At 69.2% G+C, this 23070-nt stretch carries 25 protein-coding genes and 1 pseudogene; 15 read left to right on the top strand and 11 right to left on the bottom strand.

The genetic code is table 11. From position 1 onward, the window contains the following. Positions 1-5: 5 nt before the first annotated feature. On the bottom strand, positions 6-539 hold the full coding sequence (locus AQJ67_RS42055; RefSeq protein WP_062725048.1) for a GNAT family N-acetyltransferase: 534 nt from the start codon (positions 537-539) through the stop codon (positions 6-8). A 180-nt stretch (positions 540-719) separates the two neighbouring features. Between AQJ67_RS42055 and AQJ67_RS42050 the strand changes: the two genes are divergently transcribed. The 6 genes from AQJ67_RS42050 (at position 720) to AQJ67_RS42025 (ending at position 7298) form a co-directional block, all read left to right on the top strand. Continuing rightward, complete coding sequence (locus AQJ67_RS42050; protein ID WP_062725046.1) at positions 720-1511, top strand: SCO2525 family SAM-dependent methyltransferase; 792 nt, start codon at positions 720-722, stop codon at positions 1509-1511. An 83-nt stretch (positions 1512-1594) separates the two neighbouring features. Next, complete coding sequence (locus tag AQJ67_RS42045; protein WP_062725044.1) at positions 1595-3436, top strand: SCO2524 family protein; 1842 nt, start codon at positions 1595-1597, stop codon at positions 3434-3436. A gap of 3 nt (positions 3437-3439) precedes the next feature. Beyond that, positions 3440-4357 (top strand): SCO2523 family variant P-loop protein, encoded by a 918-nt coding sequence (locus AQJ67_RS42040; RefSeq protein WP_062725042.1) that lies wholly within the window; start codon positions 3440-3442, stop codon positions 4355-4357. After that, a complete protein-coding gene (locus AQJ67_RS42035; protein WP_062725039.1) occupies positions 4354-5334 on the top strand; it encodes an SCO2522 family protein in 981 nt (326 codons plus the stop codon). The genes AQJ67_RS42040 and AQJ67_RS42035 overlap by 4 nt, the downstream gene beginning before the upstream one ends. Before the next feature lies 1 nt (position 5335). After that, entirely contained in the window at positions 5336-6307 is a 972-nt protein-coding gene (locus AQJ67_RS42030) for an SCO2521 family protein (RefSeq protein ID WP_062725038.1), read from the top strand. Positions 6308-6413: 106 nt separating this feature from the next. Beyond that, complete coding sequence (locus AQJ67_RS42025; protein ID WP_244190783.1) at positions 6414-7298, top strand: DUF6879 family protein; 885 nt, start codon at positions 6414-6416, stop codon at positions 7296-7298. Here the strand turns inward: AQJ67_RS42025 and AQJ67_RS42020 are convergent. Continuing rightward, positions 7282-7557: a DUF397 domain-containing protein gene (locus AQJ67_RS42020; RefSeq protein ID WP_062725033.1), complete on the bottom strand. Its 276-nt coding sequence runs from the start codon at positions 7555-7557 to the stop codon at positions 7282-7284. The genes AQJ67_RS42025 and AQJ67_RS42020 overlap by 17 nt on opposite strands. Further along, positions 7539-8372, bottom strand: coding sequence for a helix-turn-helix domain-containing protein (locus AQJ67_RS42015; RefSeq protein ID WP_062725031.1), 834 nt, complete (start codon positions 8370-8372; stop codon positions 7539-7541). The genes AQJ67_RS42020 and AQJ67_RS42015 overlap by 19 nt, the downstream gene beginning before the upstream one ends. A 318-nt stretch (positions 8373-8690) precedes the next feature. Here AQJ67_RS42015 and AQJ67_RS42010 point away from each other — a divergent pair, with 318 nt between their 5' ends. The 5 genes from AQJ67_RS42010 to AQJ67_RS41990 are packed head-to-tail and all read left to right on the top strand — an operon-like array spanning position 8691 to position 11795. Continuing rightward, entirely contained in the window at positions 8691-8906 is a 216-nt protein-coding gene (locus tag AQJ67_RS42010) for a hypothetical protein (protein ID WP_048586377.1), read from the top strand. Positions 8907-8955: 49 nt separating this feature from the next. Continuing rightward, positions 8956-9576 (top strand): DUF1266 domain-containing protein, encoded by a 621-nt coding sequence (locus AQJ67_RS42005; RefSeq protein WP_062725029.1) that lies wholly within the window; start codon positions 8956-8958, stop codon positions 9574-9576. Positions 9577-9631: 55 nt separating this feature from the next. Continuing rightward, entirely contained in the window at positions 9632-10378 is a 747-nt protein-coding gene (gene recO / locus AQJ67_RS42000) for a DNA repair protein RecO (RefSeq protein WP_062725027.1), read from the top strand. 24 nt (positions 10379-10402) lie between these two features. After that, positions 10403-11236 carry an isoprenyl transferase gene (locus tag AQJ67_RS41995; RefSeq protein ID WP_062725026.1) on the top strand — a complete coding sequence of 278 codons (834 nt, stop codon included), beginning with the start codon at positions 10403-10405 and terminating at the stop codon, positions 11234-11236. A gap of 40 nt (positions 11237-11276) precedes the next feature. After that, a complete protein-coding gene (locus AQJ67_RS41990; protein ID WP_062725024.1) occupies positions 11277-11795 on the top strand; it encodes a YcxB family protein in 519 nt (172 codons plus the stop codon). A gap of 222 nt (positions 11796-12017) precedes the next feature. On the opposite strand, the gene AQJ67_RS41985 is transcribed toward AQJ67_RS41990, so the two are convergent. Genes AQJ67_RS41985 through AQJ67_RS41970 form a run of 4 tightly spaced genes read right to left on the bottom strand, consistent with a single transcriptional unit; the run spans position 12018 to position 15181 of the window. Next, positions 12018-12428 carry a Fur family transcriptional regulator gene (locus AQJ67_RS41985; RefSeq protein WP_062725022.1) on the bottom strand — a complete coding sequence of 137 codons (411 nt, stop codon included), beginning with the start codon at positions 12426-12428 and terminating at the stop codon, positions 12018-12020. A 59-nt stretch (positions 12429-12487) separates the two neighbouring features. Next, positions 12488-13390, bottom strand: coding sequence for a metal ABC transporter permease (locus tag AQJ67_RS41980; RefSeq protein ID WP_062725020.1), 903 nt, complete (start codon positions 13388-13390; stop codon positions 12488-12490). Then, the gene (locus AQJ67_RS41975; RefSeq protein ID WP_062725018.1) at positions 13390-14184 is read right to left on the bottom strand and encodes a metal ABC transporter ATP-binding protein; all 795 of its coding nucleotides are present in this window, start codon (positions 14182-14184) and stop codon (positions 13390-13392) included. The genes AQJ67_RS41980 and AQJ67_RS41975 overlap by 1 nt, the downstream gene beginning before the upstream one ends. A gap of 22 nt (positions 14185-14206) precedes the next feature. Further along, entirely contained in the window at positions 14207-15181 is a 975-nt protein-coding gene (locus tag AQJ67_RS41970; protein WP_062725016.1) for a metal ABC transporter solute-binding protein, Zn/Mn family, read from the bottom strand. A gap of 162 nt (positions 15182-15343) precedes the next feature. Here AQJ67_RS41970 and AQJ67_RS41965 point away from each other — a divergent pair, with 162 nt between their 5' ends. Then, positions 15344-16726: a glycine--tRNA ligase gene (locus tag AQJ67_RS41965; RefSeq protein WP_062725014.1), complete on the top strand. Its 1383-nt coding sequence runs from the start codon at positions 15344-15346 to the stop codon at positions 16724-16726. A 3-nt stretch (positions 16727-16729) separates the two neighbouring features. Here the strand turns inward: AQJ67_RS41965 and AQJ67_RS41960 are convergent, their stop codons facing one another. Further along, positions 16730-18646, bottom strand: a complete 1917-nt coding sequence (locus AQJ67_RS41960; RefSeq protein WP_062725012.1) for a serine/threonine-protein kinase — start codon at positions 18644-18646, stop codon at positions 16730-16732. A 253-nt stretch (positions 18647-18899) separates the two neighbouring features. Between AQJ67_RS41960 and AQJ67_RS41955 the strand changes: the two genes are divergently transcribed. Beyond that, the gene (locus AQJ67_RS41955; RefSeq protein WP_062725010.1) at positions 18900-19517 is read left to right on the top strand and encodes a LysE family translocator; all 618 of its coding nucleotides are present in this window, start codon (positions 18900-18902) and stop codon (positions 19515-19517) included. Positions 19518-19548: 31 nt separating this feature from the next. On the opposite strand, the pseudogene AQJ67_RS41950 reads toward AQJ67_RS41955, so the two are convergent. Continuing rightward, positions 19549-20411, bottom strand: a pseudogene (locus AQJ67_RS41950) (serine hydrolase); the annotation flags it as partial. Positions 20412-20432: 21 nt separating this feature from the next. Here AQJ67_RS41950 and AQJ67_RS41945 point away from each other — a divergent pair. Together AQJ67_RS41945 and AQJ67_RS41940 are read left to right on the top strand one after the other, a co-directional pair. Further along, on the top strand, positions 20433-21449 hold the full coding sequence (locus tag AQJ67_RS41945) for an aldo/keto reductase (RefSeq protein ID WP_062725008.1): 1017 nt from the start codon (positions 20433-20435) through the stop codon (positions 21447-21449). A 31-nt stretch (positions 21450-21480) separates the two neighbouring features. Further along, positions 21481-22077, top strand: coding sequence for a TetR/AcrR family transcriptional regulator (locus tag AQJ67_RS41940; protein WP_062725005.1), 597 nt, complete (start codon positions 21481-21483; stop codon positions 22075-22077). Positions 22078-22141: 64 nt separating this feature from the next. On the opposite strand, the gene AQJ67_RS41935 is transcribed toward AQJ67_RS41940, so the two are convergent. Together AQJ67_RS41935 and AQJ67_RS41930 are read right to left on the bottom strand one after the other, a co-directional pair. Next, positions 22142-22768, bottom strand: coding sequence for a GNAT family N-acetyltransferase (locus AQJ67_RS41935; protein ID WP_062725003.1), 627 nt, complete (start codon positions 22766-22768; stop codon positions 22142-22144). Continuing rightward, positions 22765-22983 (bottom strand): hypothetical protein, encoded by a 219-nt coding sequence (locus AQJ67_RS41930; RefSeq protein ID WP_062725001.1) that lies wholly within the window; start codon positions 22981-22983, stop codon positions 22765-22767. Before AQJ67_RS41930 ends, AQJ67_RS41935 begins: the two co-directional genes overlap by 4 nt. Positions 22984-23070: the final 87 nt, after the last annotated feature.

Below are 23070 nucleotides of genomic sequence, written 5' to 3'. Positions count from 1 at the left end.
CACTACTACCCCTGGCCCAACCCCAGTCTCATGATGAGCCGGTCCTCCCCAGGGCCCAGATAATCCCTGCGCACCCCACCCTCCGCGGCGAACCCCAGCGTCCGGTACAGCATGATCGCCGCCGCGTTCGTCGGCTCCACCGTCAGCCGCACCTCGCGCACCCGCTCCCTGCGCAGCTGCCGCAGCACCTCCAGCATCAGCCGCTTGCCCAGCCCCCGCCCCCGCTGGTCCGCGCTGACGGCCAGGCTCAGCACCCACGTCACGAAGCCGTCCGAGGTGGTGACGAAGAGGACGTACCCGTGCAGGCACTCCCCGTCGTCCAGGACAAGGACGCGGTCGCCGTGGACGTCCAGGTGCTGCCGCAGTACGAAGTAGGGGTACGGGTCCTCCGGAAAGACCTCCCTGTCCACGCGCAGGAGCTCGGGCAGATCCGCCTCGGTGACGCCCCTCATCGTCAACGGCCGGTCACTGCTGTCGGCGAAGAACGCCTGGTCGGAGCGGCGACCCAGCGCAGGGAAACGTTCCTCCGGCATAGCCATCAACTGCCCCCTATGTGATGGATTGGAGTCACTCGTGCGGGTGAGCACCCGTTGCCTGCCGTTTCAGGCGCTCGGTTCGAGATCAGCCCATCTTGAGCAGGGCCATTCCATGGAACAAGAGGGCGAGGGTCTTATGCCTCGACGCGCTCCCGGTGCGCCTTCTTTTGGTACCGTGAGTGAATGACCCAGAGATCGTCGGGGGACGTCCAGTTGAAGAACAAAGATGTGCGCTGGGCGGCGTTCGACCCGATCGCCTACGTTGATCACAACTACCGCGACTTACAGGCAGAGGACGCGGAGATCCTGCACATGATCCGGGATCATTTCGGCGGTCATTTCCGGAAGCAGGGCAGTGGTCCCGTCTCCGGTATCGACGTAGGCGCCGGTGCCAATCTCTATCCCGCACTCGCGATGATGCCGTGGTGCGACGAGATCACCCTCTTCGAGCGCTCGCCCGCGAACGTCCGGTACCTCACCCGCCAGGTCGACTGCTACGACCGGAACTGGGACCAGTTCTGGGACGTCCTGTGCGAGTCCGAGGCGTACGACTCCCTTGGCGTGGCCCCGCGTGAGAGATTCCGCAAGGTCGTCTCGGTCGAGCAGGGCAACCTGTTCGACCTGGCGCGGTACCGGCGCCAGTGGTCCATGGGGACGATGTTCTTCGTCGCCGAGTCGATGACCACGTCCCATCAGGAGTTCTCACTCGCCGTCGAGCGTTTCCTGCGTGCCCTGGCCCCCGGGGCCCCCTTCGCCGCCGCCTTCATGGAACATTCGAAGGGCTATCACACGGGTGAGCATTTCTTCCCGGCATGTGACGTGGGAGAATCCGAGGTCCGTGCGAGCCTGGAGGCATTCGCGGGCGACTTCGAGGTACGGCGACTCGAATCCGCGGCCGAGGTGCGCGACGGGTATTCGGGAATGATCGTCGCCTACGGTTGGCGGAATTCGGATTCGCTCATTCCGGTCGGCTGAACGGCGGCTGAGCGGTGAGTCTTCACAACAGCACAGCGATATTCCTCAAGTGATGGCAGTGCGACCTGTGTGAGGGGCATGGGATGCAGATCAAGCCACGCCAGCATCTGCTGGACATTTGGCAGGCGGTGGCCCGCCACTCGTTCGAGAACGGCGAGTGGGAGTGGGGTAAATGGGGCAAGCAGAGCAGCGTCGCGGATGCCGAGCGCTTGCTGTGCCTGCTGTACCCGGCCACGGAGATCCCGGCGTTCCGCCTGGACCAGCCCGACACCACGCAGGATGACGTCCTTCAGGTGATGAGGAAGGCCGGTGGCCGACTGGACCTCCCGGCCAACATCGTCATGGCTGCCGCCGACTTCATGCGCACCCATACGGGGGAGGACAAGAGGCCCACCTTCGCGGGCGGTTACTACTACACGTCCCGGGACGAGACCAGGGACCTCAGCGAAGAACAGCGTGAACTCGGCGTGGTCGACTCCTTCTCGATGTCGATCACCCTGTGCCTGGCCGTGCTCGGCTTCCTCAAGACCTACGAGTCCAAGACCCGGCGCAGCGACGTCCAGGAGACGATCGGGGAGCTGCGCACCGCCACCAGCAACCGGCTCACCGCCGCCATGGTGAGTCTGCTGCGCTCCTTCACCGTCAACGTCTTCGACACCGACTCCTCGCAGGGCCGTACTCTCGTCGAACTCCTCGGCCAGGGCAGACAGTCGCAGCGGCAGGTGCTGAACAAGTTCCAGAACCGCTTCCGTCCGCTGCGCGCCGCGATCGTCGAGAGCATGAGCCTCGGTATCGACGTCCAGGAAGGGCTCAAGGACGAGAACCAGCTCTTCGAATGCGGCTGGGCGTGGAGCCTGGTGCGGGACGCCCCCGAGATCGAGACCAACGAACCCATCGGGTCGCAGCCCGAGGGCGTCGCCAACCCGGTGCCGTACCTGTACTTCACCGTGGTCGCCCTCGACGGTATCCAGGACCTGTTCTCCGACCGCACCCTCACCCTCGGCCTGCTCAACGCCGAACAGCAGAAGCTCGCCGAGGCGCTCCGGCTGCGCTGGGAGCTGACCCAGCAGTTCTGGTCCGGCATCGCCCGCTTCGACCCGGACCGCTGGCCCCTGGAGGACATTCCCTGGCGCACGACGGGACAGAAGCTGGAGTCCGAGTACTTCTCCCTGTCCGTCGCCGCCATTCTCGTCCACGACCTGATGCGGCGCCGGGCCACCGACGACGACCTGACCCGCACGGTCAACATCATGGAACGCCTCGCTGAACGCGCCCGCATCACCAGCCGCATGACGCGTCACGACCCCGTCATCCAGCTGCACAACCCCGGCGTCACCCTGCCGTTGCAGGGCAGTGAGCGGACCGGCCTGCCGATGCAGTGGAAGATGACCGACTTCTCGGCCCAGCTGCTGAAGCGGACCGTGCAGCTGTGCACGCTCTCCCGCAACCTGAACGCGCACGACCGGCTGCTCCGGCTGGCCGAGGACGTCTTCGGCCATATGTGGCGGCGCCGAATCAGCGACGGCGAGGGCGTCGGCATCTGGGACAACGTGTTCGCCGTGTACCCCGACTCACCCGCCCACCACGGGCCGGTGTCCTGGGCCATCACCGAGCGGGTCGTCGAGGCGATGGTCCAGGTCCACGAGATGTACAAGCAGCCACCGATCCGCAGCCTCGAACTGACCGAGCTGACCAGGGCGTTACTCAGCGAGTCCACCCATCTCCTCGGCAACGAGCAGTTGGAGTCCGCGCCGAACGACGACGGCCGCCACGGCATGCAACTCCGCAACATCGAGGTCAAGTTGCGTCGCGCCCGGGACCTCGCGGACGAACGGCCCGGCACCGCCTACTCGTTGACGCTCGACGTGCTGGGACAGCTCGACTCGCTCGCCCGCGCCCGCGAGGCCGCGGACCGGGGAGTGTGAACCGTGCTGATCTTCGCCGCCTCCGACAAGGGAGGCACGGGCCGCTCCGTGACCAGTGCCAACCTCGCCTACCACCGGGCGCTGGCCGGCGACGACGTCTGCTACCTCGACTTCGACTTCGGCTCGCCCACCGCGGCGGCCGTCTTCGACGTGGCCGACGCCCGCCAGGCCACCGAGGACCGCGGCCTGCACGCCTATCTGACCGGCGAGGTCAGCGAACCCGCCCGGATCGACGTCTGGTCCGAAACCGAGCACCAGGTGCTGCGCTACCCGCCGCCCGGCTGCGGCCGGCTGGTGCTGATGCCCGGTGACGTCAGCGGCGGCGAGTTCGCCACCAGCGACGACAACCTGCGCCGCTGCGTCGACCTGCTGATGACGCTGTACTACGAGTTCGACCTGGTCGTCGTCGACCTCAGCGCCGGCCGCTCCTACGCCGTCGACATGGCCCTGGAAGCCACCGCACAGCCCGAGATGCGCGACGTCACGGCCCGCTGGCTGGTCTTCCACCGCTGGACCCGCCAGCATGTGGCGGCCGCCGCCAGCCTGGTCTTCGGCAAGCGCGGCATCGTCGCCGGCGGCGCCGACCGAGGCCACGACGAAGCGGCACTGCGCAACTCCATCCGCTTCGTGAGGGCCGCCGTGCCCGACCCCGAATCCCCGCTCTGGTCCCAGGTCTCGCCCACCCAGTCGGCGTGGATGCGCAAGGCCGACGGCGACCTCAAGCAGCTCGCCTCCACCCACGGCATCGGCTACAGCCAGGTCCTCGGCTCCGTACCCCTCGAACCGGTCCTCCAGTGGCGTGAGCAGCTCATCACCGACGAGGACGTGCTCGACAGCCAGATCGCCAACGAGGCGACCTGGGAAGCGCTGCGGCAGCTCTCCGTACGGCTGACCGACGACAAGTACTGGGAGGAGGCATGACCGACACCGCCTTCCGGGAGACCACCGCCGAGCCCGTCACCAAGTCCGTGCCGCTCGCCCACCTCTCGCTGGAGCTCGGCCACCTCTACATGGAGGACTTCGAGGCGGGCCCCAAGCGGCTGGGCGAGCACTTCGCCGAGGTACGGGTCTGGGCGGACGCGGTACGCGCCTCGGCCGCCCGCCGCAGCAAGCGCCCCCGCATCAGCACCTGCTTCCTGATCGACGACTACTTCACCCGCTTCTCCACCCCGGCCGAGCTGATCCCGATGATCCTCAAGGAGGCCGAGAAGGCCGGCCTCGTCATCGACTACCTGGCCCGCGAGTCGAGCTGCGCGGTCGCCGACCGCATAGAACTCGCGGAATCGGTCATGCACCGCCTCGTCGAGTCACCGCCCCCCGGCACCTACGGCTCCCGCCCACCCGTCAGCCAGACCGGCTGGCTCCCCAACGGCCAACGCACCCCCTCGACCTCCCGCAGCGCCCTCGGCGCGGTCAAGGGCTGGGAACCGCCCCAGGAGACCGCGGCCCGCAACCACTCGGTCTTCATGGACGTCGAGCTGTGGTCCGAGCGGGACGGCAAGCGCCTGTGGTCCTGCCCGTTCCTGGCGGCCGTCTGGCAACTGGCCCGCCTCGGCCTGTTACGGCACCTGGGCGAACCCGTGCTGGTCCCGAAGGACTGGGAGGGCGAGGACTTCCCGCACGACTGGGACCGGCTGCCCCCGCTGACCAGGCTCACCGACACCAAGGCCGCCTTCAGCGCCTACCGCACCTGCACCCTGATGCCGAATCGCTTCCTCGCCGTAGAGGACGCCGTACGGCTCATCCTCGACCAGACGGACGTCGACGCCGGGGCGCTGCGGCAGGTCGCCGAGCGGTCGGCGGCCGAAGGGATGCCGGTCCCGGCCGCGGTCGCCCAGCGCGCCACGTACGTCTTCTACGAGGAGCCCGGCGACTCCTCCGAGGCCGAGGAGACCTGAGATGACGGCGGCCCCCGGCCAACCGGCGCGTTCGGTCCTCGCCTGCGGTGAGGTGCGCACCTGTCTGCTGCCGTCCGTCCAGGCCCTGGACGCCCGGGCCGCCGCCCAGCTGCTCAGGCTGCGCGCCGACGAACACGTCCGGGTCTCCGAACGGCCCAGCATGTACGCCCTTTCCCCCGAGATCCTCACCGGGGTGGACTGCCGACTGCCCGCCTCCAACGGCACGAAGGTGCGCGGCGTGGGTACGGTGGCGGCGCGCGCCGTGCTGACCGAGGGCCGGCTGCTGCAGTCGACGGCGTACTTCAGCCTCCCGGCCACCGGGCCCGACATGCGGCGCCCGTGGGGCCAGTACCTCGTACGCCCCGGCCTGGTGGAACCTTTCGGCAAGCTGCCCCAACAAGCCACCGCCGACGGCGTGTTGCGGGGAGCGGGGCGGGGCGAGCTCGACCTCGGAATGATCTCCGAGGGCCTGCTGGCGCAGCTCCGCCGCCATGCGCTGCTCGACCGCAGGGTGCCGTTCAAGTCCAGTCCCACACGCCTGCGTTGGGTGGCGCGACGGGTCCCGGCGGGGGAGCGGGCGTCGCTGGCGAACTTCACGGTGGCCGAGGGCGGCCTGCGGACCATGGAGCTACGGCTGCCGGAGGGCATCCCGGCCGCCTCGGCAGCGGGCCTGTGCGAGGATCTCGCCCTGCACGACTGGCTTTTGACGACAGTTCAGCACATGCTGGACAACAACCGGATCGGTGCCATAGACGGACCCTCGGTGGTCGAGGCGCTCCATCCGGTCGTCGTCCATCTGCTGCATCTGTGGATGCCGCGCGCACACGTGGACCCCGCACTGTCCCACCTGTGGGACGTGTTGGAGGACAAACCCGGCTTCTCCCGCCAGTGGGAGAACCTGAGCCGGCGCATCAGGGACCGACTGGCCCTCCAGGCCGTGGCGATGCCGCACCAGGCGCTCAGCACGAGTTGAGGGACGGGTCCCGGACCGAATACCCGACGGGGGATGAGAAATGAGCGGAGCGTCATCGTTAGGAGCAGGTGGCAACGGGCACGGGGCCCCGCGTCCGGAGCCGCGCATGCCCAAGATGTTCTGGCGGATCGTGATCACCGCCGGGGCGGCGGGCGGTGCCTTCCTGCTGACCAGCATCCTGGACCAGGACGACGGCAACATCTGGCAGTGGGTGGCGTCCATCGTCATCGGCAGCGCGGCACTGATCGTGCAGTACCTCATCGACTTCGGGGAGCGGTTCGAGAAGGTCGACCGGCGCTTCAACGAGATCCTCGCCGCGACGGAGCTGTTCAGCCAGGTGGACGGCTCCGTACTGCGGTCCGACGAAGTGACCCGGCTCGTCCTCGGCTACACCAAGGTCCGTGAGCGGGGCGGCGACATCGTGCAGGCCTTCGCCGAGAAGGAACTGGGCCGCCTCGCCAAGATGATGGAGGGCCTCGGCAGCGGCACCGCGGACTGCCCCGGCGAGAACCACGAGTGGCTGATCGACATCACCGACTGCGTCAAGATGACCCTCGACGCGACCAGCACCTCGGTGGACCGTGAGTTCTGGACCAGCGGCCCCGCCGACCGGTACCTCGCCGCGCAGGAGAAGGCGATCAAGCGGCGGGGCGTGGAGATCCGGCGCCTGTTCATCGTACGGACCGAGGACGAGGTCACACCGGAGCTCAGGGCGCTGTGCGACAGCCAGCGCAGGCGGGGCATCGACGCGCGTATCGCGGTGCGGTCGCTGATGGAGTCCAGCCCCAGGGTCAGCGACTTCATCGTCTTCGACGGCGAACTCTGCCACGAGACCAAGCCGGACCAGGAGAACAACCCCGACAGCACCCTGCTGAGCGCCGAGCCCGACCACATCGAGGACCACATCACCCAGTTCACGGAACTGTGGGCCGAGGCGGAGCGTCAGCAGACGGCTGCACAGAGGGCTCCCCGGGTCACCGCAGAGACGTGACGAAGCCCTGCCAGGCGGGCGCGGGGAAGAGGAGTACGGGGCTGTCCGAGCAGAGTTTGCTGTCTCGGACGGGGACTGCGCCGGGGATGCCGTCGGCTACCTCGACGCAGTTCCCGCCGTCGCCGTTGCTGTAGCTGCTCTTGCGCCAGCGGGCGGCGCCGGGGAAGTCGTAGGCGACCTCGATGCAGTCCTCCCCGCCTGCGCCGCCGCTGTAGGTGCTCTTGCGCCACCGGGCGTTGCTCAGGTCGTACGCTCGCATCGTCTGTAGTCCTCCGCCACCGACTCGATCAGGGCCAGGGAGTCTTCCCGCGACAGTGCGGTGGCCCTGAGGAGATCGTAATGCGCCTGGGTTCGCTTCACCACGGCCGGATCGTCCAGCAAAGTCCCCGAAAACACGCCTTCTGTATAGACAGTTGGCGGAGCGTCCTCGAACTCCATGAGCTTCATCATCTTGCCCATCTGCGCGTGCGCCCCAGCGGTGAACGGCAGCACCTGGACCAGCACCGTGCGCTCCCGCATCAGAGCCGCGATGCGGTCGAGTTGGCGGGCCATGACCTCCGGGCCGCCAACCGGGACGCGGAGGGACGTCTCGTGCAGGACCGCCCAATACACGGGTCGTGTAGCGTCCTTGAGGATCCGGGCCCGGTCCATGCGGCCTCTGACCAACTCCTCGATGTACTCGTCGGTGGCGAACGGATTGTTCGCCAGGAACACCGCCCGCGCGTACTCCGGGGTCTGAAGGAGCCCAGGCACCACCATCGGCGCGTACTCGCAGATCTCTGTCGCCAGCCGTTCCAGCTCCACCACATGCGCGAAGTACTCCGTGTACGGCTGCTCCTTGATGAGCTTTCGCCAAAGCCGCTCGAAAATACCGTCGGTTTGCAGCGACTCGTCAATCCTCTGCGCCACGTCCAATTGGGGTTTTCGGATCGCCTGTTCGAACTGGCCGATGTATCCGCCGGAGACAAATACCCGAGCCCCCAGTTCCACCTGAGTGAGCCCCGCATCCTCCCTCCGCCGCTTCAGTTCCGCGCCGAAGAACTCCCACGCCGCCTGACGTGAAGCATTGGCCATGGCCAACCCCCTTGCACTTCCCCGCACTTGTAGGGCACAGACTCCTGCAGAGTGTAGGCGTCGCAGGTCAGGATGGAGATGAAATGAGTGAAACCCAAATAGAGGGGGAGTGACCGTGACGGCACGACACTCGGCGCACTGCGTCGAAGAAGCGGAGGAAGCAGTGAAGGAATTGCGGGCGGTGCTGCAGAAGGCAGGAATTACGCTCCCGACACTCCGGATCGACCCGGCGAGTCTTGCGCGTGAAGCCCCTTGCCCGCTCGTCGAATTGGGCCGGTGTTCGGTCGAGACCGCGCAGCGCCTCGCGGCGGCACTGCGATGAAGCCACCGATCGGGTCGTACGTCGTCGATACGCGCAACGGAAGAATCGGCATCGTCATGGGACACGAGGGACCGTACGTCCAACTCAGACCGTACGGCGGCGGCAAGGAATGGGACGCCGAGCCCGGGGTCGTCCGTACGGCCAGCCCCGCCGAACGGCTGCGCGCGGCGACCGCGTACGCGAACGCACGAAGTCGGGGTGAGGTTCCTTGACCCAGGGACGGGCCCTGGGTCCGGGGGCCGTCCCGTAGGGTGCGGCGGCATGGGTTTGTGGAGATGGAGACGGAGAGGGCCCAAGGCCGCCCGCCGCTACCCCGTGCCGCTCACCACGCACCAGCTGTGGATGGTGTCGCTGAGCGCGCCGGTGAGCAGGGACCGGGGTGCTTCGCGGACCACGTTGTACCCGTTCACACGGATCGACGACGACGGGGCCCGGCGCTGGCTGGCCGAGCAGTGGGAGATCACCTCGCGTGCGCAGCTGGTCGGCCGGCTCGACGAGCTGTCGCGCAGCGGGTACCGGGCGCGGGCCTACCGGGTCACCGGCGTCTCGCCGCTCGCGTGGGACGCCGCGCTGTACGTCGACATCGCCCGCCGCGGCTTCGCGTGCGGGCTGATCGACGAGCCCGACGCCTGGACCGCCCTGAAGAACATCGTGCCGGCGGTGGTGGGGACGTACGCCTCCTGGCAGGAGTACGCCGCTCACTACCTGCTCGGCCGGAAGGTCTGGCGCGAGGGGCTGCGGGGGACGGCGGACGACGGTTTCCCGGCGCCGCAGGCGACCGCCGACGCGCATCTGCGTGCGCTGCTGGACCCGGAGAATCGTTCCAGCCCATGGAACCTGGCCCCCTGGAACACCATCAGCCACCCCGACCGCATCCGCTGACTCCGGGCGTACGCGAGAATGGGTCCATGAGTCAGAGGCTGGGCGGAGGCGTGCGATGAGTCTCTTCCGGGATGACGGCGTCGTCCTGCGCACCCAGAAGCTGGGCGAAGCGGACCGGATCATCACGTTGCTGACGCGGGGGCACGGGCGGGTGCGGGCTGTGGCTCGGGGGGTGCGGCGGACCAAGTCGAAGTTCGGGGCGCGGCTCGAACCGTTCTCCCACGTCGACGTGCAGTTCTTCGCGCGGGGGAGCGAGCTGATCGGGCGCGGGCTGCCGTTGTGCACGCAGAGCGAGACCATCGCTCCGTACGGCGGCGGGATCGTCAGCGACTACGCCCGCTACACCGCCGGGACGGCCATGCTGGAGACCGCCGAGCGGTTCACCGACCACGAGGGCGAGCCGGCGGTCCAGCAGTACCTGCTGCTGGTGGGGGCCCTGCGGACGCTCTCCCGCGGTGAGCACGCCCCGCACCTCGTCCTCGACGCCTTCCTGCTCCGCTCCCTCGCCGTCAACGGCTACGCCCCCAGCTTCAGCGACTGCGCGAAGTGCGGCCTGCCCGGACCGAACCGCTTCTTCTCCGTGGCCTCCGGGGGCTCGGTCTGCGTCGACTGCCGGGTGCCCGGTAGCGTCGTACCGTCACCGCAGACCCTCGAACTGCTCGGTGCGCTGCTTACGGGAGACTGGGACACGGCCGACGCCTGCGAGGCGCGGCACGTCCGGGAGGGCAGCGGGCTGGTGTCCGCCTATCTGCACTGGCATCTGGAGCGCGGGCTGCGCTCGCTTCGGTACGTGGAAAAGTAAGCGGTAAGAGGAGACGAGAAGCACATGGCCGTGAGTGGGTTCCTGGGGCGTCGGCGACGCGAGTACAGGGCGCCGGAGCCGCACCCGTCCGGCGCCCGTCCGCCGAAGCTTCCCGGTGAGCTGATCCCGAAGCATGTGGCGATCGTCATGGACGGCAACGGCCGCTGGGCCAAGGAGCGGGGACTGCCGCGTACCGAGGGGCACAAGGTCGGTGCCGAACGGGTGCTGGACGTGCTCCAGGGCGCGGTCGAGATGGGTGTGGGGGCGATCTCCCTGTACGCCTTCTCCACCGAGAACTGGAAGCGCTCGCCCGACGAGGTGCGCTTCCTGATGAACTTCAACCGTGACTTCATCCGCAAGACCCGTGATCAGCTCGACGAGCTGGGGATCCGGGTGCGGTGGGTCGGCCGGATGCCCAAGCTGTGGAAGTCGGTCGCCAAGGAGCTTCAGGTCGCCCAGGAGCAGACCAAGGACAACGACAAGCTGACGTTGTACTTCTGCATGAACTACGGCGGGCGGGCCGAGATCGCGGACGCGGCGCAGGCGTTGGCGGAGGACGTGCGGGCCGGGCGGCTGGACCCGTCCAAGGTCAACGAGAAGACGTTCGCCAAGTACATGTACTACCCGGACATGCCGGACGTGGACCTGTTCCTGCGTCCGAGCGGTGAGCAGCGCACCTCCAACTACCTTCTCTGGCAGAGCGCTTACGCCGAGATGGTCTTCCAGGACGTGCTGTGGCCGGACTTCGACCGGCGTGACCTGTGGCGGGCGTGCCTCGAGTTCGCCTCCCGCGACCGGCGGTTCGGCGGGGCCATCCCGAACGAGGAGTTGCTGGCCATGGAGGGCCGGCAGGACTGAGGGCGGTCGGTGGCGTGGGCGGGGCGTTAGGGTTCCGCCCATGGATCACCAGGGGCGGGACATCATTCCGGGCGCGGACGCCGTCGAGTTGGCGTACCAGCCTGCGCGCGAAGACTTTCTCAAGGCGGTCCTCGTGCGGGAGCGCATACGTCGACTGCACCTGCTGCGCTGGGCTCTGGTCGCGCTGTTCGTCTTGCTCACCGTCAGCCAGGTGATGTCGGGATGGCCGTTGTCGGCCGTGCTCAGCTTGATGTGCGCCGCCGCGATCTGGGGGATCCCGCATGTGCAGGCCCATCACGGGCTGCGGACGGTCTCCTGGCAGGGCGGGTATCGCACGACCGTCAGTGACACGGGGGTCACCACGGTCACGGACCATATGACGCTGGCCCAGCGCTGGTCGGTGTTCCGGGGGTACCGGGAGACCCGCGACCACCTGGTCCTTCTCAGCCGGGACCCGAACGTCCTGCTCGTGGAGGTCCTTCCCAAGCGGGGTGCCGCGGACCCGGCCGACGTGGACCGCTTGCGCGCCCTGCTGGACCACCACCTGCCCCGCCTCTGACCCCCACCTGGATTCGCCCCCGCCGCCCCTACCCGTCCCATCCTTCTGGGGCTCCGCCCCAGACCCCGCTCCTCAAACGCCGGAGGGGCTGGATTTGCCGGGCCGGGGCTGGATCTTTCAGCCCGTCCGGCGTTTGAGGACGAGGCCCGAAGGGCCGAAGCGGGGGTCTGGGGGCGCAGCCCCCAGGGACGGGACGGGTAGGGGCGGCGGGGGCGGAATCCGTCAGGGCGCGGAGCAGTCCGCACACGTGCCGAAGATCTCCACCGTGTGGGCCACGTTCACGAAGCCGTGCTCCGCCGCAATCGCGTCGGCCCACTTCTCGACCGCCGGCCCCTCGACCTCGACCGCCTTGCCGCAGACGCGGCAGACGAGGTGGTGGTGGTGCTCGCCGGTCGAGCAGCGGCGGTAGACGGACTCGCCGTCGGCGGTGCGCAGGACGTCGACCTCACCGGCGTCGGCGAGGGACTGCAGGGTGCGGTAGACCGTGGTGAGCCCGACCGAGTCGCCCTTGTGCTTGAGCATGTCGTGGAGATCCTGCGCGCTGCGGAACTCGTCGACCTCGTCAAGGGCCGCCGCCACGGCGGCCCGCTGTCGAGTCGCGCGGCCCTTTACGGGCGGTCCAGCGACTGTCACCGGTTGCCTCCTCACGTCTGCACTTGCCGGGCCATTGTGCCAGCCCGGTCTGCCAGCGGTCAGACGCCGACCTTGCCCGCGGCGTCCCGGCTGGCCGGAATCGCACACTCCGCCGGGTCCCCGGAGGGCTGCGCGGCGGCCAGGGCACGGGCCCTGCGCCGGGCCAGCGGGGTCGCCAGCGCGGTCAGCGCGATGAACGCGCCGATGGTCAGCAGGACGATCGTCGCGCCGGGCGGGACGTCCTGGTAGTACGACGTGACCGTGCCGCCGATCGTCACCGTGATGCCGATCGCCACGGCGATGGCGAACGTCGCCGCGAAGCTCCGGGTGAGCTGCTGGGCGGCCGCCACCGGCACCACCATCAGCGCGCTCACCAGCAACAGGCCGACCACGCGCATCGCCACCGTCACCGTCACCGCCGCGGTGATCGCCGTGAGGAGGTTCAGGGCTCGGACCGGGAGGCCGGTGACCCGCGCGAACTCCTCGTCCTGGCTGACCGCGAACAACTGGCGGCGCAGACCGAGGGTGACCAGGACCACGAAGGCCGCCAGCAGGATGATCGCCGTCACGTCGGACTCCGACACCGTCGACAGGGAGCCGAAGAGGTACGACGTCAGGTTGGCGTTCGAGCCGTTCGGCGCGAGGTTGATGAACATCACGCCGCCGGCCATACCGCCGTAGAAGAGCATCGCGAGGGCGATGTCGCCGCGCGTGCGGCCGTACCAGCGGATCAGTTCCATCAGGACCGCGCCGAGGACCGACACCAGGGTCGCCATCCATACCGGGGACCAGGAGAGCAGGAAGCCCAGGCCCACGCCCGTCATCGCGACGTGGCCGATGCCGTCGCCCATCAGGGCCTGGCGGCGCTGGACCAGGTAGATGCCCACGGCGGGGGCCGTGATGCCGACCAGGACCGCGGCGAGCAGCGCCCGCTGCATGAAGTCGTAGTTCAGGAAGTCCATCAGCTGAGCAGCCCCGTCCGGATCGGTTCGGCGTCGTGGGCCGCGTGCGGGTGTACGTGGTCGTGGCCGGGCAGCGCGTGCTGGCCGACGGCCTTCGGCGGCGGGCCGTCGTGCAGCACGCAGCCGTCGCGCAGGACGACCGCCCGGTCGATCAGGGGCTCCAGCGGCCCGAGTTCGTGGAGCACGAGCAGAACCGTCGAGCCGGCCGCGACCTGCTCCCTGAGCGTCTGCGCGAGCACCTCCTGGCTGGCCAGGTCCACACCCGCCATCGGCTCGTCCATGATCAGCAGTTCGGGTTCGGAGGCGAGCGCGCGGGCGATCAGCACCCGCTGGTGCTGGCCGCCGGAAAGGGCGCTGACCGAGTCCTTCACGCGGTCCGCCATGCCGACCAGCTCCAGGGCGCGCCGTACGGCCGCGTGGTCGGCCTTGCGGAAGACGCCGAAGCGGGTGCGGGAGAGGCGGCCCGAGGAGACGACCTCGCCGACCGTGGCGGGGACGCCGCCCGCGGCCGTCGTGCGCTGCGGGACGTAGCCCAGCCGCGCCCAGTCGCGGAACCGGGCCCGCGGGGTGCCGAACAGCTCGATCTCGCCCGCGCTGACCGGCACCTGGCCGATGATGCTGCGCACGGCGGTCGACTTGCCCGAGCCGTTGGCGCCGAGCAGCGCGACGACCTCACCGCGGTCCACGGTGAGGTCGATGCCGCGCAGGACGGGGCGTGAGCCCAGCTCGGCGCGGACGCCGCGCAGGGAGATGACGGGCTCGACGGGATCGGCAGGCTTGACGGGCTCGGTCATGCCGTCCTCCGTAGGGTGTGGCTCACTTGGCTCCCAGGGCCGTCTTCAGGGCCGTGAGGTTGGACTCCATGACCTCGAAGTAGTCGTCGCCCTTGGACTTGTCGGTGATGCCCTCAAGGGGGTCGAGGACGTCCGTCTTGAGGCCCGCGTCGTTCGCGAGGGTCTTCGCGGTCTTGTCGGAGACCAGTGTCTCGTAGAAGACGGTGGTGACGCCGTCGGCCTTGGCCTCCTGCTGGAGCTTCTTGATCCGGGCCGGGCTGGGCTCGCTGTCCGGGTCGACGCCGGAAATGGCCTCCTGGGTGAGGCCGTAGCGCTCGGCGAGGTAGCCGAAGGCGGCGTGGTTGGTGAAGAAGACCTTGGTCTTCGTGTTCTTCAGGCCGTCCGTGAACTGCGTGTTCAGGCCGTCGAGCTTCTTGACCAGCGCCTCGGTGTTCTTCTTGTAGTCGGCCGCGTGATCCGGGTCCGCCTTCTCGAAGGCGGTGCCGACGCCCTTGGCGATCTCGGCGTACTTCACCGGGTCGAGCCAGACGTGCGGGTCGAGGGCGTGCCCCTCCTCCTCGGAGTGCCCCTCCTCCTCGGAGTGCGCCTCCTCGCCCTCGTGCTCGTGCTCGACGTCGCCGTGGTCCTCCAGCTTGGTGAGGGTCGCGGCGTCGATCTTCGTCTTGAGGCCCGACTGCTCGACGGTCTCGTCGACGGACGGCTGGAGACCCTTGAGGTAGAGGGCGGCGTCGGAGTCCTCCAGCTGCGCCCGCTGCTGGGCGCTGATCTCCAGGTCGTGCGGCTCCTGGCCGGGTTCGGTCAGACTGGTGACGTTCACATGGCCGCCGCCTATCTGCTCGGCGAGGAAGGCCATGGGGTAGAACGACGCGACGACGTCGAACTTGTCCGTGTTGCCCGCGGCCGCGCTGTCCGAGGAGCAGGCGGACAGCGTGCCGGCACCGAGAGCGGTGACGGCCGCCAGGGCGAGCCCGGATATGTGATGTCGTCGTACGTTCATGACAGTCATTTTCAGCAAAATTGGAAACGATTGTCAACAAGCGTGATGAGCGGTCCACAGAGGGCAACCGATTTGGTTGAGGGGGATCCCCCGCCGGTACGCTGAAGCATTCGCTGTGAAGCGCCTCGCTTCGTCGCCCGTCGTCGTAATGAAGAGAGCACCGTGGCCGCCGACAAGATCGACACCATCGTCAGCCTGAGCAAGCGCCGTGGCTTCGTATTCCCCTGCAGTGAGATCTACGGCGGCCAGCGTGCCGCATGGGATTACGGGCCGCTGGGTGTCGAGCTCAAGGAGAACCTGAAGCGCCAGTGGTGGCGCTACATGGTGACGTCGCGCGAGGACGTGGTCGGTATCGACTCGTCCGTCATCCTTGCCCCCGAGGTCTGGGTCGCCTCCGGTCACGTCGCCACCTTCACGGACCCGCTTACCGAGTGCACCTCCTGCCACAAGCGCTTCCGCGCGGACCACCTGGAGGAGGCGTACGAGGCCAAGAAGGGCCACCTCCCGGAGAACGGCCTCGCCGACGTCAACTGCCCCAACTGCGGTAACAAGGGCCAGTTCACCGAACCCAAGCAGTTCTCGGGTCTTCTCTCCACCCACCTCGGCCCGACGCAGGACAGCGGCTCGATCGCCTACCTGCGCCCGGAGACCGCCCAGGGCATCTTCACCAACTTCGCCCAGGTGCAGACCACTTCGCGCCGCAAGCCGCCGTTCGGCATCGCGCAGATGGGCAAGTCCTTCCGCAACGAGATCACGCCCGGCAACTTCATCTTCCGCACCCGCGAGTTCGAGCAGATGGAGATGGAGTTCTTCGTCAAGCCGGGCGAGGACGAGACGTGGCAGGAGTACTGGATGGAGCAGCGCTGGAACTGGTACACCGGCCTGGGCCTGCGCGAGGAGAACATGCGGTGGTACGAGCACCCCAAGGAGAAGCTCTCCCACTACTCCAAGCGCACCGCTGACATCGAGTACCGCTTCCAGTTCGGCGGCAACGAGTGGGGCGAGCTGGAGGGCGTCGCCAACCGCACCGACTACGATCTCGGCGCGCACTCCAAGGCCTCCGGCCAGGACCTCTCCTACTTCGACCAGGAGGCCGGCGAGCGCTGGACTCCCTACGTCATCGAGCCGGCGGCCGGTGTCGGCCGCGCGATGCTCGCCTTCCTGCTCGACGCGTACGTCGAGGACGAGGCGCCCAACGCCAAGGGCAAGATGGAGAAGCGGACGGTGCTCCGCCTCGACCACCGGCTGGCCCCGGTGAAGGTGGCCGTCCTTCCGCTGTCCCGGAACCCGGAGCTCTCCCCGAAGGCCAAGGGCCTCGCCCAGGCGCTTCGGCAGAACTGGAACATCGAGTTCGACGACGCGGGCGCGATCGGGCGGCGTTACCGGCGCCAGGACGAGATCGGTACGCCGTTCTGTGTCACGGTCGACTTCGACACGCTGGACGACAACGCGGTCACGGTGCGTGAGCGGGACTCGATGAAGCAGGAGCGGGTGTCTCTCGACCAGATCGAGGGGTATCTGGCCAGCCGACTGATCGGTGCGTAGCACCTAGCCGGTGGAGCTGACGGGGGATGTTGCGTCTCCCGTCAGCTTTTGGCCGTCGAGGCGGGCCACGGTGCACATGACGTAGCGGAAGCCCTTCTTCCAGTCGTCCTCGTGAGGCGTCCAGGTGTACAGCTCCGTGCCCTCCGGCTTGCTCACCGACTGGTATTTGTTCGCGCACAGCTTTGTCGACTCGGATTCGATGGCGCTGAAATCCATGCCCGCGGGCGCCTCTACGAAGCCGACGACCTCGTCGTCGTGGGCGAGGGTGCAGCTCGCGAGGTAGCTGGTGTAGGTGCCTCCGCTCTCCTGTTCGTTGAAGCAGTCTCCGACCGCGGAGTTGGTCACGAGGATCTGCTTGCCGACGTCGCGGAAGCTGCCGACCTGTCCGTACAGCGGAACGGACTTGTTGAAGACCAGGCAGGCCGTACTGCGCACGCCGGAGTCCCACCCCTGCTCGTTCGGCACGAGTGCGTACGACTGGGCGTCGGCCATGCTGCGCACAGTCTTGTCCAGTGAGGACTCGCAGCGGTCGGCACCGTTCTCCCTCGCGTCATCGAGGGATGTGGCCGTTTCCGTCCTCATCACTTGCCCGTCCACCGAACTGGACTCCTCCAGGCAGTCGACCACCCCGACGGAATTGGGCTCACCCTTCAACTTCCCCTGACCCCAGACCGTCGAGACACAGTCCCCCTGTTGCAGCTCCTTGGTCAGATCCACGTTCTCCCCGTACATCCGCACCGGGCCGGTCGGGCTGGGTGTGTCCGAGCCCTCGCTCCCGTTCTCCGTGCCGACCAGGGACGCGCCTGCCCACAAGCCGCCTCCTATGAGGAGTGCCGCTACGGCGATGAGGGTGACGAGGATGCCTCGGGAGGGGCGGCGGTGGGGTGGGCGGGGCTTTGGCTGGGCGTCGGCCGGGGGTGGGGTGTCGCCGGGGCCTGAGGGATGGTCGATCACCGTCTCGCCGGTGGGCGGCGGGGGCGGGGGCGGGGGCGGGGTCGGGGGGCTGTCCATGACGGTCTCGGCCGGGACCGGCGTCGGGGCCGGCTGCTCGGACCGGGCCGCCTCGGAGAGCAGGCGTGCCGCCTCCTCGCCCGGCATCCGCTGGTCGGGGTCCTTGGCCAGCAGGCCGGTCAGGACCGGGGTGAGGGGGCCCGCGCGGTCCAGGGGCGGGGGTTCCTCGAAGAGCAGGGCGGTGAGGGTGGAGGCCTCCGAGCCGCGGTCGAAGGGGCCGTTGCCGCTGACGGCGAAGTAGAGCGTGGCCCCGAGCGCGAAGAGGTCGGCGGTGGCACTCGGCGGTGCGCCGCGGGCCCGTTCGGGGGCGAGGAAACCGGGGGTTCCGACGAGCGCGGAGGTCGCGGTGAGGCGGGGTTCGCCGGAGTCGGGTTTGAGGGCGACGCCGTAGTCCGCCAGCAGGACCTGGCCGGGGGAGCGGTGGAACGAGGCGTCGGATCCGGAGCTCGCCAGCAGGATGTTGGCCGGTTTGACGTCGCGGTGGAGGATGCCGATGCGATGGCCCGCCATGAGGGCGTCCAGGACGGCCAGGCCGATGCGGGCCGCCTCCGGCGCGTCCAGCGGGCCCCGCTCACGGACGACCTCCCCGAGGGTCGTCGCGCCCGGAACGTACGCCATCACGATGTACGGCAGCCCGTCCTCTTCGACGACGTCGTGCACCGTGGCCACGTGGGGGTGGTCGCGCAGGCGGGCGGCCAGGCGGGCCTCCTGCCGGGCCCGGGCCACGCGTCCGGCGATGTCCGCCTCCGGCAGGTCCTGCGCGAAGGTGATCTCCTTGACGGCCACCTCGCAGGCCAGATCGAGATCGTAGGCGAACCAGACGCGACCCATGCCGCCGGCGCCGATTCTGCGCAGCAGCCGGTAGCGTCTCGCGATCACCCGTCCCGCGCTGTCGTCGAAGCCCGACATCACAAGCCTCCGCCGAGACGTGAGTGCCCCTGTAACGACCGTAGACCCATGGTATTTGGGGTGCAATTCGGGCAACTGGGGCTGGAGTTGGTTGCCTGGTCAACCGGCCGAGGAGTTCTGTGTGCTGCTGGTCGAGACCGAGCGGGAGGCGTTGTCCGCGTCCGCCTGAGCGGAGGGCTCGGTGGTCATTGGTCCCGGATACAGGTCGCTTTGGCCCTGTGGGCGGTACCGCCGAGCGCCCAGGCTGGGGCGTATGAGCATCGCTTTCCTGCTGACCACCCTCGTGGTCGTCGCCACCCCCGGCACCGGCGTCGTCTACACCCTCGCGGCCGGGCTCTCCCGCGGCCGGCGCGCGAGTGTCGTCGCGGCACTCGGCTGCACGCTCGGGATCGTGCCGCACATGCTGGCGACGGTCACCGGGGTCGCCGCCGTGCTGCGCGCGAGCGCCACGGCGTTCCAGATCCTCAAGTACGCCGGTGTCGCCTATCTCCTGTACATGGCGTGGGCCACGCTCAGGGACAAGGAGGCGCTCGGGGTGGACGAGGGGGAGGGGGCCGCGCCGGTCTCGGCCGGGCGCGTGGTCGTGCGGGGCGTTCTGGTCAACCTTCTCAACCCGAAGCTGACCATCTTCTTCTGCGCGTTCCTGCCCCAGTTCGTGCACTCCGGTGAGACGAACGCCCTGCCGCGGATGCTCGCGCTCAGCGGGGTGTTCATGCTGGTGACGTTCGTGGTCTTCGCGGCGTACGGCGTCCTCGCGGCCTCCGTCCGCAGTCATGTCACCTCGCGGTCCCGGGTGATGACCTGGCTGCGGCGTGGGTTCGCCGGGTCGTTCGTGGCGGTGGGGGCGAAGCTGGCGGTGACGGCCCGTTAGGGCCCGGGCCCTGGAACTGAATCCATCTCGAACGGAGTTCGTCGCGCAGGCGCCGGGCGACCTGGCCCATGAGGGCGTCGGCGCCCGGCTGCCGGCCGGCGGCCACCCGGGACTCGGTCAGACGGCTATCGCGTACGCCTGGCCGTCGGTGTGCTCGACCACGCCGGCCTCGTGGCGCAGGTTGAGCAGCATGCCGGTCTTGGACGACCAGGTGGAGGCGTCGGAGTCGAAGTCCGGGGCGAGGCGGGTGCGTACGAGGTTGTTGGCCATGAAGCCGCGTACCTGTGCGGCGACCCCGGGGTGGACCGTCGAGGGCTCGGTGGCGCCGGGGCGCCAGAGGGCCTGGAGGAGGTCGACGAAGGCCCGTGCCGTGCCGGTGTTGGCGCGTGAGATGTCGAGCTGGGGGACCCGGTGGCCGCGGCCCGGGGTGCCGGCGTCGATCGCTAGGGCGTGCGCGAGGTGCACGTCAGCGGGGTCGAAACGCTCCACCGGCGTCTCCATCAGCTCGCGCATGGTGTGCCGTACGGCGATGCCGCGCAGTCCCGACTCCCGCAGGACCGCGCCGACTCGGTCGGGCGGGGTGAGGGCGAAGAGGGCGTCGGCGGCGCTGTTGTCGCTGATGCAGGTGCTGAGGTAGATCAGGTCCTCCACGGCGATGCGGGCCGGGTGCCGGAAGCGGCTGACGCCGGTCGGGCCGGGCGTGGTGATCCGTCCGGGCGGCACCTCGATCACCTGGGCACCGTCGAGTTCCCCGCGCCGGATCCGCTCCAGCGTCACCAGGGCGAGCGGGATCTTCACGAGGGAGGCGACGGGCAGCTCGATGTCGGGGTCGATGCCGATCTCGTCCCCTGCGGGGCTGACAAGTATGGAATGACAGATATTGAAATCTGTCAGCTGTTACGGCATGGTGGAGGCATGACGACGACGACACGAACCCGCGCCCTCGGAACCACCGGCCCCCAGGTCTCCGCCCTCGGCCTCGGCTGCATGGGCATGTCCGGCATGTACGGCGAGGCGGACCACGCCGAGTCCGTCGCCACCATCCACGCCGCCCTGGAGGCCGGCGTGACCCTGCTCGACACCGGCGACTTCTACGGCATGGGCCACAACGAACTGCTCATCAACGAGGCCCTGCGCACCGCCCCGGCCGCCCTGCGCGAGAACGCGCTGCTCAGCGTGAAGTTCGGCGCCCAGCGCGGCCCGGACGGCGAGTGGTACGGCTTCGACGGGAGCCCGGCCGCGGTGAAGACCTCCGCCGCGTACTCCCTCCAGCGCCTCGGCGTCGACCACATCGACGTCTACCGCCCCGCCCGGCTCGACCCGGACGTGCCGATCGAGGAGACCGTCGGCGCCATCGCCGAACTGGTCGAGAAGGGGTACGTCCGCCACATCGGCCTCAGTGAGGTCGGCGCCGACACCATCCGCCGGGCCGCCGCCACCGCCCCGATCGCCGACCTCCAGATCGAGTACTCCCTCATCTCCCGCGGCCCGGAGCGGGAGGTCCTGCCCACCCTGCGCGAACTGGGCATCGCCGTCACCGCGTACGGCGTGCTCTCCCGCGGCCTGATCTCCGGCCATGTCACCGACGGCCAGCAGTACGCGGCCACCGACTTCCGCGCCCACTCGCCCCGCTTCCAGGGTGACAACCTCCGGCACAACCTCACCCTGGTCGAGTCCCTGCGCAAGATCGCCGAGGAGAAGGGCGTCACCGTCGCCCAGATCGCCATCGCCTGGGCGCTCTCCCGGGGCGAGGGCATCGTGCCGCTCATCGGCGCCCGCACCCGTGGGCGGCTCGACGAGGCCCTCGGCGCCCTGGACGTGACGCTGGACGCGGCCGACCTCGCCGCCGTCGAGGCCGCCGTCCCCGCGGACGCGGCGGCCGGTGAGCGGTACGCCCCCGCCCAGATGGCCATGCTCGACAGCGAACGCTGATCGCGCCGCCGGCCCCGGGTACCGTCTAGACATGCCTCCGACCAGCGAGACCCTGACCGCCGAGCGCATCCTCGAAGCCACCGAGGAGGTGCTGCGCCGCCACGGACCGGCCAAGGCCACCGTGGTCGACGTGGCCCGCGCGCTCGGCGTCAGCCATGGCAGCGTCTACCGGCACTTCCGTACGAAGGCGGCGCTGCGGGACGCGGTCACGAAGAAGTGGCTGGACCGGACGTTCGACTCCCTCTCCGGGATCGTCGCCGCCGACGACCTCGATCCGGAGGCACGCCTGCGCGCCTGGTTCACGGGCCTGTTCGCCGCCAAGCGCCGCAAGGCGGGCGACGAACCCGAGCTGTTCGCCACCTTCTCGGTGCTGGCCACCGAGAACGGCGAGGCGGTCGGCCAGCACATCGCCGACCTGACCGGCCAGCTGACCCGGATCGTCCAGGCGGGCGTCGACGCGGGCACCTTCACCTGCGCCGACCCCGCGACGACCGCCCGTGCCCTGTTCCACGCCACGGGCCGTTTCCACGACCCCGGGTACGCCCGGGAGTGGGAACAGCCCGGCGTGGAGGGCGAGTTGGAGGCGGTCGTGGATCTGCTGGTGCGGGGGCTGCGGGCCCGCGACTGAGCCGTACCGAGGTGTTACGGGACTGAGGGGTCGAGGGGTCGAGGGGCCGAGGGGCCGAGGGGTGTCACAGGCTGTCGAGTTCCCTCGTCGTACGCCCGAGGTAGGTGACGGGGCCCGGCTCCGGTACGGCTATCTCGTGGAAGCCGAGGCGGTCGTAGAAGGCCCTGGCCGGGGTGTTGGCCGTGACCATGGAGAGGTGCACGGCCGGGACGCCCTTGTCCTGGAGGGCCCGCAACAGGGTGCGCATCAGCGTGCGGCCGTGGCCCTGGCCCTGCCATGCGGGGAGCAGGTCGATGTGCAGATGGGCCGGGTAGGCGGCGACCTCCGGGACGAGCATGCGCTCCGGGTGGTGCAGGAGCCGGATCATCGCCCCGTCCGGGGTGGTCGGCGGCCCCACGGGCTCCGGGTAGCGCTCGGCCGCCGACGGGAGCCACTCGGTGCGGAAGGCCTCGACGAAGCGCGGTGTGTCCGCGGTGCCGAGGATGTAGCCGACCGCCCGGCCCGCCCCGTCGTCCAGGACGAAGGCGAGGTCCGGTTCGAGCACGGCGTACGGGATCGCGAAGGTCGTCGGGAAGATGCCCGGGTCCTGGTAGTGGGGCCGGCTGTCGCCGCCCTCGTGGGCCGTACGGACGCAGATGTCCTCGACGGCCTCCCGGTCCTCGGGGCGGTAGGGGCGGATGCGCGTCGTCATCGGTCGGACTGCGCCTCCGTCGGGTCCACCGTCGCCTGATGCGCCTCCGCGAGATGCTCCTCCGCCTTCAGCCAGGGCAGGAACTGCGCGCCCTTGCGCCAGCCGCAGGTGTCGCATCTGATCGTGCGTTGCGCGCCTTTGCGCTGTACTCGTACGACGTGCTCGCGTCCGTGGTGGTCCCAGCGGCTCACCTTGCTCGTGTTGATCTCCAGCATGACGCCTCCAGCGTCCGAGGACATCGAAGTCTGCGTGCGCGGCGTCGCGCAGCAAGCAGTGTGCCGGACAGGCTCAGAGGTTCGCAC

It is taken from the genome of Streptomyces caeruleatus (assembly GCF_001514235.1).
Taxonomy (GTDB): domain Bacteria; phylum Actinomycetota; class Actinomycetes; order Streptomycetales; family Streptomycetaceae; genus Streptomyces; species Streptomyces caeruleatus.
The sequence above is the reverse complement of the archived record's forward strand: the minus strand, read 5'-3'. Positions and strand labels throughout refer to the sequence as shown.

Bases quoted from the DNA above. Each gene is read 5' to 3' on its own strand.
- AQJ67_RS41940 (WP_062725005.1), top strand. From the start codon at position 21,481: ATGCCTCCGACCAGCGAGACCCTGACCGCCGAGCGCATCCTCGAAGCC.
- AQJ67_RS41990 (WP_062725024.1), top strand. From the start codon at position 11,277: ATGGATCACCAGGGGCGGGACATCATTCCGGGCGCGGACGCCGTCGAG.
- AQJ67_RS42005 (WP_062725029.1), top strand. From the start codon at position 8,956: ATGGGTTTGTGGAGATGGAGACGGAGAGGGCCCAAGGCCGCCCGCCGC.
- AQJ67_RS42010 (WP_048586377.1), top strand. From the start codon at position 8,691: ATGAAGCCACCGATCGGGTCGTACGTCGTCGATACGCGCAACGGAAGA.
- AQJ67_RS41970 (WP_062725016.1), bottom strand. From the start codon at position 15,181: ATGAACGTACGACGACATCACATATCCGGGCTCGCCCTGGCGGCCGTC.
- AQJ67_RS41935 (WP_062725003.1), bottom strand. From the start codon at position 22,768: ATGACGACGCGCATCCGCCCCTACCGCCCCGAGGACCGGGAGGCCGTC.
- AQJ67_RS42035 (WP_062725039.1), top strand. From the start codon at position 4,354: ATGACCGACACCGCCTTCCGGGAGACCACCGCCGAGCCCGTCACCAAG.
- AQJ67_RS42050 (WP_062725046.1), top strand. From the start codon at position 720: ATGACCCAGAGATCGTCGGGGGACGTCCAGTTGAAGAACAAAGATGTG.
- AQJ67_RS41975 (WP_062725018.1), bottom strand. From the start codon at position 14,184: ATGACCGAGCCCGTCAAGCCTGCCGATCCCGTCGAGCCCGTCATCTCC.
- AQJ67_RS41930 (WP_062725001.1), bottom strand. From the start codon at position 22,983: ATGCTGGAGATCAACACGAGCAAGGTGAGCCGCTGGGACCACCACGGA.
- AQJ67_RS41980 (WP_062725020.1), bottom strand. From the start codon at position 13,390: ATGGACTTCCTGAACTACGACTTCATGCAGCGGGCGCTGCTCGCCGCG.
- AQJ67_RS41960 (WP_062725012.1), bottom strand. From the start codon at position 18,646: ATGTCGGGCTTCGACGACAGCGCGGGACGGGTGATCGCGAGACGCTAC.
- AQJ67_RS41995 (WP_062725026.1), top strand. From the start codon at position 10,403: ATGGCCGTGAGTGGGTTCCTGGGGCGTCGGCGACGCGAGTACAGGGCG.
- AQJ67_RS42055 (WP_062725048.1), bottom strand. From the start codon at position 539: ATGGCTATGCCGGAGGAACGTTTCCCTGCGCTGGGTCGCCGCTCCGAC.
- AQJ67_RS41945 (WP_062725008.1), top strand. From the start codon at position 20,433: ATGACGACGACGACACGAACCCGCGCCCTCGGAACCACCGGCCCCCAG.
- AQJ67_RS42045 (WP_062725044.1), top strand. From the start codon at position 1,595: ATGCAGATCAAGCCACGCCAGCATCTGCTGGACATTTGGCAGGCGGTG.
- AQJ67_RS42030 (WP_062725038.1), top strand. From the start codon at position 5,336: ATGACGGCGGCCCCCGGCCAACCGGCGCGTTCGGTCCTCGCCTGCGGT.
- recO (WP_062725027.1), top strand. From the start codon at position 9,632: ATGAGTCTCTTCCGGGATGACGGCGTCGTCCTGCGCACCCAGAAGCTG.
- AQJ67_RS42020 (WP_062725033.1), bottom strand. From the start codon at position 7,557: ATGCGAGCGTACGACCTGAGCAACGCCCGGTGGCGCAAGAGCACCTAC.
- AQJ67_RS42015 (WP_062725031.1), bottom strand. From the start codon at position 8,372: ATGGCCAATGCTTCACGTCAGGCGGCGTGGGAGTTCTTCGGCGCGGAA.
- AQJ67_RS41955 (WP_062725010.1), top strand. From the start codon at position 18,900: ATGAGCATCGCTTTCCTGCTGACCACCCTCGTGGTCGTCGCCACCCCC.
- AQJ67_RS42025 (WP_244190783.1), top strand. From the start codon at position 6,414: ATGCCCAAGATGTTCTGGCGGATCGTGATCACCGCCGGGGCGGCGGGC.